General features: G+C 54.4%; 6 protein-coding genes. 5 read left to right on the top strand and 1 reads right to left on the bottom strand.

Going from position 1 to position 12,327, the window contains the following annotated elements; genetic code table 11:
- On the bottom strand, positions 1-284 hold a 284-nt coding region (locus K5753_06835; GenBank protein MCR4726914.1), incomplete at its 3' end, for a hypothetical protein.
- Positions 285-434: 150 nt separating this feature from the next.
- Between K5753_06835 and K5753_06840 the strand changes: the two genes are divergently transcribed.
- From K5753_06840 to K5753_06860, 5 genes are all read left to right on the top strand, one after another.
- On the top strand, positions 435-1,712 hold the full coding sequence (locus K5753_06840; GenBank protein MCR4726915.1) for a thymidine phosphorylase: 1,278 nt from the start codon (positions 435-437) through the stop codon (positions 1,710-1,712).
- 114 nt (positions 1,713-1,826) lie between these two features.
- On the top strand, positions 1,827-8,000 hold the full coding sequence (locus K5753_06845) for a hypothetical protein (protein ID MCR4726916.1): 6,174 nt from the start codon (positions 1,827-1,829) through the stop codon (positions 7,998-8,000).
- Between the two features lie 14 nt (positions 8,001-8,014).
- Positions 8,015-9,319 (top strand): hypothetical protein, encoded by a 1,305-nt coding sequence (locus K5753_06850; protein ID MCR4726917.1) that lies wholly within the window; start codon positions 8,015-8,017, stop codon positions 9,317-9,319.
- A gap of 199 nt (positions 9,320-9,518) precedes the next feature.
- Complete coding sequence (gene typA, locus K5753_06855; protein MCR4726918.1) at positions 9,519-11,348, top strand: translational GTPase TypA; 1,830 nt, start codon at positions 9,519-9,521, stop codon at positions 11,346-11,348.
- Between the two features lie 2 nt (positions 11,349-11,350).
- On the top strand, positions 11,351-12,040 hold the full coding sequence (locus K5753_06860; protein MCR4726919.1) for a Type 1 glutamine amidotransferase-like domain-containing protein: 690 nt from the start codon (positions 11,351-11,353) through the stop codon (positions 12,038-12,040).
- The last annotated feature ends 287 nt before the right edge of the window (positions 12,041-12,327 follow it).

Raw genomic sequence — 12,327 nt, forward strand, 5'->3', positions numbered from 1 at the left:
AACAGATCTTTAAAGTCGATCTTCTTGTCGCCGCGCGCGACTTTGACTTCGAGGCGCGAAAGTCCGTACGCCATCGGCCCCGCGATGACGATGGATGCGATGGAGAAGATCCAGCCGATCGCGAATTTCGCCTTTCCGGGAAGCAGCCCTCCGACGGTTCCGGGGATCCCGACGATCGCGCTGTAAATGACGGAAGCGAGGATCAACATGATCCAGACGTTTCCGAACAGTCTGTGTTCGAGCGTGTCGCGCGCTTTTGCTCTGATATCTCTGTTTTCAATCATGGTTTTTCTCCTTTCGCGCGCGTATTTCTTCGGCGCGCGTAAAATCTTTATATGTATATGATGTATTATATAATGCAGTACTTTGTTTTGTCAAGGCGACGGGTGTTGAAAAAACGGGTGCGCCGTGTTACAATAAAAGCGGAGGATCTTATGGAAGAAATCGTTGAAAAGGTCAAACGCGGGGAAGCGCTCGGAGAAACGCTCTTGAAAGAATGGGTCGAAGGTTTTTTGGCGGGAAAGGTTTCCCGCGAAGCGATGACGGATTTTCTGAAAGCCGTTTGCGAATTCTCGATTTCGGAAGCCGACGCGATCGCGCTTACGAAAGTTATGCTCGAATCGGGCGAAGTCCTCTCTTTCAAAAAGCGCGCGTATCCGTATGCGGATAAGCATTCGACGGGCGGGTTGGCGGACAGCACGACTCTAATCGTCGCGCCGCTCGTGGCGGCGGCGGGCGTTCCTTTCCTAAAAATGAGCGGCAGAAAACTCGGGCATACGGGCGGGACGATCGATAAACTCGAAAAATTCAAGGGTTTGCGCCCCGAAATGAGCGTAGCCGAAGCGGAAAAGGTCGTGGACGAAGTAGGCGCGGCGGTCATCGCGCAATCCAAAGAACTCGTCCCCGCGGATAAAGCGCTGTACAAGCTGCGCGACGAGACGGGGACGGTCCGAAGCCTGCCGTTGATCGCGTCTTCCGTTGTCTCCAAAAAGCTCGCGAGCGGCGCGGAAGTCTTTTGTTTGGACGTAAAGACGGGGAACGGCGCGTTTATGGAGAAGGTCGAGGACGCCGTCGCGCTTGCGAAACTTATGGTCGGGATCTTGAACGCGCACGGTAAAAAAGCCGTCGCGGTCATCAGCGATATGAATTCTCCGCTCGGCTCGTATATCGGCGGAGAAACGGAAGTGTTGGACGCGTTGGACGCGCTTTCGGGTAAAAAATCCCGTCTGTCCGAACTTTCTCTCTTGATCGCCGCCAAGCTGATCGCTCTTGCGAAAAACGTTTCCGAAGAAAAGGCGTTTTCCGAAGCGGAATTGCTTTTGCGAAGCGGAAAAGCGCGGGAAAAATTAAAAGAGATCGTCCGCGCGGAAGGGGGCGAAACGTCGCTGTTCGAAGCGGAAAACAGGGAGAAGATTCTGCGCGCGGAATCGGGGGCGGTTTTTGCCGAAAAGAGCGGATATCTCGGGAGAATCGACTGTGTTCGTCTCGGGGGTCTCGCGCGCCGTTACGAAGAGATCGGAGGAAACGGGATCTTCGTCCCGTTCAAGGTCGGCGACGCGGTCGTGAAGGGCGACGCGCTCGCCGTTTTGAAAGGATCGGCGAAAGCGGGCGACGCCTTTTTGAGAGAGCTTCGCGAATGCTTCGAATTGAGCGAAAAAAAGGTTCCGTCTTTTCCGCTCGTCTTCGAGATCGTGACGGGGAAAAACGCGTAGCGACAGGCGGCGGAGAGCTTTTTCCGTTCGCGTGCGGATGATTCCGTCTTTTTTTGGGTCGACTCGAAATTTTTCCGTATTGACAATCGTGCGCGCACGTTGTAATATATTATTATGCGCAAAAAGACTCTTTTTATTGTATCCGTTATATTCGTTTTGGTTTTGGCGTCTTTGACGCTGTTTTCTTGCCAAAAAATCAAAAAGCACGGCTCCTCTCTCGGGGGCAGAGTTATGCCCGTTTCCACGGCGATGGACACGGTCTACGCCGCGATGCTCAAAGCGGACGGTTCCGAGAACGTCAATTTCTTTACGCTCCGTTGCGACGGAACGGTTCAAAACGGCGAAACGCTGTACGACTTTTCGTTCGCGGGTTCCTTCGATATTACGCAAAACAACCGCGAGAACGACACGCGCTCCGTCCTTTCTTTCGAAGTGAAGCAGGGCGGGATCGAGAAACTCGCGTTTTATTACAAAGAGGGCAAAGCGTATCTGCATTTCCCGCCCTATGCGCTCTCTTCCGAAATTCGGGATTTCAACCTCGCCGAAGTTGTGTTCGACATCTATGCGGAAAAGAAAAACGGCGTGATCAAACACGCGGGCGAGTTTCTCCCCGCGATCGCGAGCCGCATTTGCAACGGTTGCCGCTATTTCTCCGAGAACGGGGTGGATTCCTACCGCTTCCTTCTTTCTTACGAACAGCTTTTCTCCTCCGTGACCTCTCTCGTCACGCAGGCGGATATCGGGCTTACCCCCGCGGATTTCTCCGCGCTTTTCGGGTTCACTTCGTCCGAGATGGAAAAACTCGTAAGCGAAGAACCCGAGACGACGATCACGTTCTTCGTCTCCGACGGCGTCTTCGTCTCCGCGCGCGCCGAGAAGGCGGGCAGCGGCGCGATCACGATCTCGCGTTTCTCCTGCAAGAGCGGGACGGAAGAGATCGAAATGACGCCTTCGCTTTCCGCGTTCAAGCCTTTCGACCCCCGCAACTTCTCGCTTTCCGGTAGAGCGAAGATCTCCACCGTCGTCGCGAACGGGGATAAATCGGTTCGCTACGGGACGACCGTGAACAGCGAATTCGACGCGATCGAATATCCCTTCCTTTACGATATCAAATCGAATTACGTCGCCGGGCAAGGGCTGGAATTCACCGTCAAACTGACGGATCCGAACGATAAAGATTCTCTCTTTGCCGTCCGCGGCGATTATCTGTACGTCGACCTTTCCGACTACGGGATCGCGAAATTCAAAACCAAGACGGAGGATCTCTCGAAGAAACTCGGCGCCGCCGGTTTCAAAGACACGGACGAATTCGATTTCAAGGATAAAATTCGATTCCTGACCCTTCTCTTCTCGGGGCGGACGACGGATCGCGATAAAGTGACCTACACGCTCGGCGCGGACTTCTTTGATCTTTTCGCGGAGAAGATCGGCTTCCTCGGCTTGTTCGGCGTGGACGGCGCGACCTTCTCTTGGGACACGAGAAACAACCGTCTGCAAGACCTTTCCGCTTCGGTGACCGTCGGCTCGATCACGTTCTCTTTGACCGCACCGACCTTCGCCTTCGGATTACCCGTCACCCTTCCCGCCATCGAAGGGGAGAGCGATTTTACCGATCTGACGACGCGCACTTCGACGCGGATCAAGACGGCGGGGACGATGGGCGAACAGACCGCCTTCAAATCGGACGGCGAGTTCTTCTCCGCGCTTCTCTCTTCGCTTTCCGGTGAAGAAGTAAACCTTTCCGTCTCGGGCGGCGTCTCGTACGCTTCCGATTTTACTTACGCCGCGAACGGCGATCTTTCGCGCGCGCTCATCGAGCTCTTCGCGTCTTCGGGCGAAGAGGTCGTCAAATTGTACTTCACGGATGAGAGCAAGGAGCAGTTCTATTTGATCTATCCCGAGGAAGCGGGCGTTCGCCCCGTTCGGACGCTGACGCTTGCGGAAGAACCGCTCGCCGCGTTCAATGCGATGAACGGGATCGTAAAAGCGACGGGAGGGGAGAATCGAATCAACCTGAAAGCGAGAGACGACTCCTTTACGATCGAGCTGAACGCCGCCTTTATCTCCTTTATGAAAGAACGCTTGCAAGCGGTGTTCCCCGATCTTTCCCTGTTCTGGACCGACGCGCTCGCGTTCCGCAGGATCGGCGTCCGGATGACGAAAGACGCGATGAACGGAACCGTCGTCTTTAACTCGGATAACGAATTTTATATCAACGCGACGACGTTCTCCGTCGCTTTCAACGAATCTTTCTCTCTGCTCTCCTTGACCGCGGCGGCTCCCGCAAGAGTCGAGCTTTTGGCGGAGAACGATATGCCCGTTTTCGCGGATGCGTCCTTTACGGGCGATCGAAATTATAAGCTCTCGCTCTTTGCGTTCGGTACGAACGACCGAATTTGGGAGTATTCGGGGATCCCGACGCAGACGGGGCTTCGCGGCGCCGAAACGACGGTCGTCGCTTCCGCGGCTCTTCTCGGCAAGACCCTCGTTCGGACGATCAAAGTGGACGTCTCTCCCGCGACGGCGGTCTCGCTGTCCGGCGGGTCGGCTTACGCGAGAAAGTACGATGTAACGGATCGCAAATTCTCGTTTGATTTTTATAACGACGTAACGCCTTCCACCGTCCTCGCGACCTACGATTTGATGATCGTGGATATCGAAAGCAAATCTTACGTTAAAGACATAACGTGGGACACGACGGGCGTCAGCACGAAGGCGGAGAATCGAAACTTTACGATTCGCCCCCGCGTAAAAACCTATTTCGGAAACGAGATCTATCTCGGTTCCGTCGCGAACTTTACTCTCGCGTTTGTCGGAGAAAAGGCGATCTCCACCGATTACACGGTGACTTTCGCCGCATACGACGGCAGAGATCCTTTGAACGAGGCGGTTTATTCCGACGTCCTGAACGTCCGCACGTCGGACGGAAGGCGCGTAACGGTCGAGCGCGTCGCTTGGGATCTGACGAATGCGAACGTCGAAGAGAAGCGCGCGGCGGGAACGCTTTACGAGTACAAGACGAATCCTTACGCGCCCGACAAGATGAAAGCCAAGGTCTACGACACGATGGGGAACTACGAAGTTATCGAGGTCCCGATCTTCTTCGAGCCGAAGATCGTCCGCGACGCGAGTTTCGACGTCTCGGATCTGGACGGCGTCTCGTACGACTCCGTGAACAAGCGGTTTATGTACGACGTTTTGAAAGTTCACACGTTTACTTCGTCGCAATCCGAAAAGATCTTGCCGACCGCGCTCGTCGCGAACCCCGGTCAGGCGGATGAGTTTTCGATCAAAGGCGTTAAATGGGAATTCGAAACGATCGAAGGGATCGTCAACACCGCGGGCGCCACGGGATTTTTGAATCTTATCGTCGGCGATTCGATCAGCGGATATCAGACCAAACGCTTCGAGTATGCGTTTACTCCGATCCAAATCACCGAAGTCGCGCTTTTGGACGAAGAAGGCGAGACTATCGTCAGCAAGACGAGCGATATGTTCACCTACGAATTCACGGGATTGAATTCGTATACCTATCGCTATCCGAAATCCTTGAAGATTTCCTTTACGACCAAGAACGGCTCCGGAAGCGAGATCATTCCCGCGAAATGGGAGTTTGACAAAGCGTATCGGGAGAACGAGCTCGCCGCGGGCGGCGTCTATAACGGGACGGGCTTTGCGGGCAGCGAGAAGATCTCTCTGACGCTGTCGTTCGATCAAATTTTGATCACGGGCTATTCGTTCGGTACCGAAGATTTGAAGATCGGCGGGAAGACGATTCCCTTGGAAGATCATCAAAACAAGAGTTGCCTTTCCTACGCCGTCCTCGCCGCGCTCGATCCGTCCGTCGGATTCGATTACACTTCGACGGAGAGCTATCCATCGAAAATGCAGGCTTTCTTCAATAACGGCGCGGGGTCTTTCCCCGTCGACGTAACGTGGGATCTCTCTGCGTTCGACGAAAAAACGGATATTATCGGAAACGGTTTCTTCGGGACGGTCAGCGCCGTCGCGAAAGGGCAGATCATCCCCGTCTACGTCTACGTCGCTCCCGCGATCGGCGATCACGACGAGGTCTACACGAAGCAGGATAAGAGCAGCAAGAACGTCACTTTCCGCCTGCTTACTCCCGCGGAACACGGGTTTACGGTCACCGACCCGCGCGATGTAAAGAACTTCCCGAATAAGTTGTACGTCGAGAGCGGTCTGACCTCTTCTTTCTATCCCGTGAGCGTCGTCTCTTGGAATATCGGCGACGGGATCACCAAGATGTACACCCAAGGCTTGGCGGCGGGAACGAGCGTAAATGAGATCAGCGGAAGCGTCGGCGTAACGGCGCGCATCGGAAACGATAAAGTCGGATATAAAGATATTTTGATGGAAGTCTCCGTCGTGGCGTGTCCGATCCAAAACATAACGGTCAGCGGGTTGCCGTTCGCCGCAAGCTCCGATCTGACGGGCGGGTCTTCTTTGTATGCGATCGACGTCGACTACACCGCCGGCGCGCACGGCTCGGCGTTCTCTTACGATATGAGCCTGAACGTCAATCCGTACTACGTTTTGCCGACTTCGCCCGCATCCTATCCGAAATATATCAATTTCTATCTCGGCGGCGTCTTCGTCCAAGCGGAGGCGGCTTGGGATCTTTCCCGTATTCCCGCGGACGCGGCGTTGACCGGGAACACCAAGACCTATAACGGAGAAGAGGGCACGTTCGGCTTCCCGACCTACGCGATGATCGATCTCGGTTCGGCGTTCCCGAATATCGCGATCGGCGTCGAAGTGAATGTCATTCGCCGCGCGATCGACAAAGTCTGGATCAACGGAAGCAGTCAGCCGTATATCGATATAGACGGTTACGCGGCGGATCCGTTCGGGACGGACGTTTCGGGCTCGACCGTAACGATGGACGTCCTCGTCCAATTCAAAGGGGACAGCCGCAAATATCCCTTGAAACTCAAATACGACAATTCGGGCGTCGTCCTTTCCTTTGACGGCAGCGAAGTCATAAACGACGTCCCCGTGCGCGTCGGAAACGAGAACGGCGGGTATCAGACCATCGAAGGTTACGGACTCCGCGTCTTCTCCAATATCGTTTCCGCGATCACGCTTTCTGCGGCGGATCGCCTGTCCGGAACGGACGGCAAGTTCTTCGAGACGACCTACGAAAGCGCGACCAGCGAGAACCTCGTCTACACCTATAAGCCCGTTATGGATATGGGCAAAGAGCTTCCCGCCTCGCTTTCGATCGAATTCGGTATGGGCGCGGGCGTTAAGACCGTCTATCAGTACGATCCGACCGTCGCGCAAAAAGGCGTCGTCTTCAAATGGGTGCGTAACGCCGAGGATTCTATCGGTATCGAGCTTTGGAATGCGTCCGTCTCCGCCGAAGTCGGGGGCGCGCATCAATCCGTCTTCAACGCCACGCAGTCCGATTTCAATTCGCCGCGTTACGAGATGTTCTTCGGAAGCGACGTTTGGACCGAAGTCTTCCGCGATTCGGAGGACGAAGCGGGCTATATTACGCCTTCGACGGCGATCGCCTTCTACGCGCCGCATATCTCGACCGCGCGCGTTTCGGAAGAGTATCAAGACCGTTACGTTACGATCGACGAAGACAACGCGCCTCGCCTTTCGGAAAGTCAACGGCTCTCGGGCGGAACGTACAGGCTTTACGTCGCGATCGGCACGCACGCGCATTACAGAGGCTCCGTCTATAAGACCTTTGCGATCACGAAGAAAGACGTCTCCGCCTTCGTCTCGATGTGCGTGGACGGCGCGCGCCATGCGAGCGGCTATTCCGCGATCTATCGTCCGAGCAATCCCTATATCCTGACTGCGATCGCGGGCGATTACGAAATCGAAGTCCCGTTCGTCTTGAACGGCGAATCCTCGCAGAGCGTTTCGGACGTCCGTTACAACGGCGCGAACCAGGAGATCGCGTACTCCTTCAACGTAAGCGTCGATCCCGCCAACACCGATTACACTGCGACCGCGGTGGTCGAGTTCACCGTCCGCGAGCTCGTTATCTCGAACGCGCAGGATCTGATCGCGACCGTGACTTGGAATTCTTCGACGCATACGTTCGACGCCGTCGTCCTCTTCAAGGGTGCGCAGCTCGAACCCGACGCAGGCTTGACAAACGGCTATTCAATCGAGTATTATAGACCTAACGACACGGAGCATCAAGTGACTTCGTTCGTCGACGGTGAGACCTATCTTTACTTCGTTGACGTAAAGATCCCGAACTACACCACTGCGGAAAGACATGGAAACGCCACCGCGCGTTAATTTAAGGAGGAAATATGGAAGAGAACAAGAAAGATTTGACGGAAACTCCGGAAACCGAAGAAACGGCGCAAGCTTCGACGCAGGAAGAGCGTGAAGAAGCTGAGAAATTCGAAGAAGAAGTCAAAGAACACTTCGACGAAGTGATCGAGAAAAACGAGAAAAAGATGGGCAAAGCGGCGAAAAAGAAAAAGCTGAAAGCTTGGCAGATCGTCTTGATCGTTATCGGCGCGATCATCGTCGCGGCGGGCATCGGCGTCGGATTATTCTTCCTGATCGGTGAGCTGACCTATAAAGAGTACGTCCCCGTCGACGTCGAACTCGACAGCGCGCGTCCGAACGTCGCTTCGACGTTTACCGCGGAAGAGCAGCAGAAGATCGACCTCGCGCTCGCGAATAACGCGACCGAAGATCAAGTCAAAGAGGCGATCGCTCTCATTTATCAAAAAGCCAACCAAAATAAGATCGGCGCGGATAAGGCGATCGCGATCGCTCGCGGCAACGGAACCGCTTCGGTCGATATCAATTTCCTCGGAAAGGTCGTTACGGCGGACGGTGGTATGGCGGTTCGCGGCTTCAAGGTCCAATCGGGTGACGCGTTCTATTATCAAAAGGGCGCGAAAGTCGTCGACTGCTCGATCAAGGGCGCGACGAGCATCGTCGCGAACATTTTGAACCAACAGGAAAGAGCGTACGAATCGGGAACGGGCGTCTATAAGATCGTCAAACTCAAAGGTTCGGACGCGAAAGTCGGCAAGAACGAAACCGCAACGCTTCCGTACTTTACGCTCGGCGATCCGAAGTCGGTCACGACTTGCGCCGATCGCGACGAATTTATGGAGAAAGGTTATTATCTCGACGATCCGCGCGAGCTTTGCAACTTCCGCATCAATAAATCCACGATCGTCTTGAAAGAACTCGCGGAAGGCGAAAAGTACATCGAGTACGATGCGACCAAGAAGTTCTACAAACTGAGATTCTCTCTCTTGATCGAGGGCGAGAATCGCGGCGAATGCGTCGGCAAGGCGCGCCAGTATCTCCGCGATTCGAGCGGCAGCGAAAACCTCGAATTCGCGAAGTACGATCTCCAACTCGAAGTTTGGGATAACGGCTACGCGAAATTTATGCACGACGACGAGATCTGGTCCGGCGAGATGAATATGGCGGGCACGAAGAGCACGACCTCTTCCAACTCCTGGTACGAATGCACTTTCTACTATGATTTCGACGCAAGCCTCTTCACCGAAGAAGACGCGGCGGAATATCAGGAAGGCGACTGGGCGAAGAAGATCATCGACGACTATTCGGCGGCTTTGAACTGAGCGATTCCGACAAGCGTTTTGGGGATCCCGATTTCGGGATCCCCTGTTTTTTTATCTTTCCGATAGAATTTCTCGATAACGATAAATAGACAAATGAAAATCAATTTACTTGACGGCGGTTTTCCCCGAATAGTATAATTTTACTTTGTTAAAGTTATAACCGTTATGCGCGCGCCGTGAGGCGCAAGGAAGGGGAAAAATGATAAGGAAAGATTTGAGAAACATAGCGATTATCGCGCACGTCGACCACGGCAAGACCACCCTTGTGGACGAAATGTTGAAGCAGGGCGGTATTTTCCGCTCCAATCAGCACGTGGACGAGCGCGTAATGGACTCGGGCGATTTGGAGCGCGAGCGCGGGATCACGATCCTCGCGAAGAACACCGCGGCGTACTATAAGGACGTAAAGATCAATATCATCGACACGCCGGGACACGCCGATTTTTCGGGCGAAGTCGAGCGCGTTCTTAAAATGGTTTCGGGCGTCTTGCTTCTCGTGGACGCGGTCGAAGGCCCGATGCCGCAGACCCGTTTCGTCCTTCAAAAGGCGTTGGAACTCGGGCATAAGATCATTATTTGCGTCAATAAAGTCGACCGCCCGGATGCGGAACCCAAGCGCGTCGTGGACGAAGTCTTGAATTTGATGATCGATCTGGACGCGGGCTACGAGCAGCTCGATTCCCCCGTCGTCTATTGCAGCGGCAGAAACGGGACGAGCTCGATGACCGTCGAGCAAAAGCCCGATTTGACCGATCTTTTCGAGACGATCGTCAATTATATCGACCCGCCCGAGGGCGATGAAAACGCGCCTCTGCAAGTCCTAGTTTCTTCGATCGACTATAACGACTACGTCGGCAGGATCGGCATCGGAAGAGTGGAGCGCGGCAGCGTCAAGACCGGGCAGGAAGCGGTGATTTGCAATTATCACGGCGATTTCGAGCCCTATAAGACCCGCGTCGTCACCTTGATGCAGATCGACGGATTGAAAAGGGTGAACGTGGACAGCGCGACGGTCGGCGACATCATTTGTTTCAGCGGAAGCGAGAAAGTAACGATCGGCGACACCCTTTGCGCGGTGGACACCGTCGAACCCATCCCCTTCGTCAAGATCGGCGAACCCACCCTCGAAATGCGCTTTATGGTAAACGATTCTCCGTTCGCGGGGCGCGAGGGTAAATTCGTGACGACCCGTCACCTGCGCGAAAGATTGTACAGAGAGCTGTTAAAAGACGTCTCTCTCCGCGTCGAAGACACGGAAAACACCGATACCTTCCTCGTAAAAGGGCGCGGCGAAATGCACCTTTCGGTTTTGATCGAGACAATGCGCCGCGAGGGCTACGAATTTGCGGTCTCGATGCCCAAAGTCTTGTTCCAATACGTCGACGGGAAGAAGCAGGAGCCGATCGAGCAGGTCATCGTGGACGTCCCCGAAGGGAGCGTCGGCGCGGTGATGGAAAAGCTCGGATCCCGCAGGGGCGAGCTCGTGACGATGACGCCGATGGGAAGCCGCATCCGCCTCGAATTCAAAATGCCCGCGCGCGGTATGATCGGATATAAGAACGAGTTTTTGACCGATACCAAGGGCGAAGGCGTCTTGAACACGATCTTCCTCGGTTACGAGGATTATAAAGGCGATATCCAAATGCGTTCGTTCGGTTCTCTCGTCGCGTACGAGACGGGCGAAGCCGTTACCTACGGTCTTTTCAACGCGCAGGACAGAGGTCCTTTGTTCGTCGAGCCGGGAACGCAGGTCTATGAAGGAATGGTCGTCGGCTATACGCCGAAGTCGGAAGATATCGTCGTCAACGTCTGCAAGAAAAAGCATATCACGAATATGCGCGCCGCGGGAAGCGACGAAGCCTTGCGCCTGACCCCCGTCAAGAGGATGAGCCTCGAAGAGTATATCGAGTTTTTGGGCGAGGACGAGCTTCTCGAAGTTACCCCGAAATCTCTGCGCGTTCGTAAGGTCATTATGAGCAATATGTACCGCGCGAAGGATAACTTCAAAAAGAAGAACGCGACCGAATAACCGTGAAAAAGATCTTTATTCCGATCGGCGGCGGCGAGCTGAAAAACAAGACGACCGCGCCGATCGACGGCTATATCGCAAAACTCGCGCGGGAGCGCGCCGAAGAGGGAAAACGTCCCTACGCGCTTTTCTTTCCGACCGCGAGCCACGACAGCAATCCCTATTTCAATTCTTTTCGAAAGACCTATACGTCTCTGTTCGACGTCAAAGCCGACGTCGCGATCCTGACGAAAGGTTTAATGACCGTCGAGCATATCGAAGAAAAAATCGATAAGGCGGATATTTTGTACTTCGGCGGCGGCGACACGCTGTTTCTGATGAAGGTTTTGTCCGAAACCGGGGTCAAAGAAAAGGTCCTCGCGGCGTACGAGCGCGGCGCGATCCTGACAGGGCTTTCCGCAGGGGCGATCTGCTGGTTCGAGGATATTTACACCGACTCTTTGGTCGAGGGCGAATATATGCCGTATAAGGGGTACGGCGTCTTCAAGGGCGCGATGACCCCGCATTTCAACCTCCGCCCCGAATTCGCGTCGGTCGCAAAAGAGCAGGGCTACCCCCTTTCCTACGCGATCGAGGATAACGCCGCGTTGCTCTTTGAGGACGGCGAACCGAAAGGCGCGCTCTCCGCAGGCGGCAAAGCCTTTACCTTAGACGCGCAAGGCGTCCTTACCGAAATTCCTTTGCTCGATTAATGAAAATGAAATCGACGCAAACGCCGCGAAATCGTTCGCGGCTTTTTTTTTGCGCGATAACTTCCCTTGCGAGAACGGAAAGGGAAAGGATGCGGGAAGAAGTGATCCCGAAAACGTCCCTCGCGAACGCAAAGAACGATGCAATTTCGAGGCACGATGAAAAACGCGCAAGTTTTATTATGTCTCGCGAACGCGGAGAAGGGTTGCAGATGCGAGGCACGATGAAAAAATATCGCAGTTGATTATTCCCAATCGAACGCAAAGAACGAGGCAAATTCGAGGCACGA

Source organism: Clostridia bacterium (assembly GCA_024685775.1).
GTDB lineage: Bacteria > Bacillota > Clostridia > Christensenellales > CAG-1252 > CAG-1252.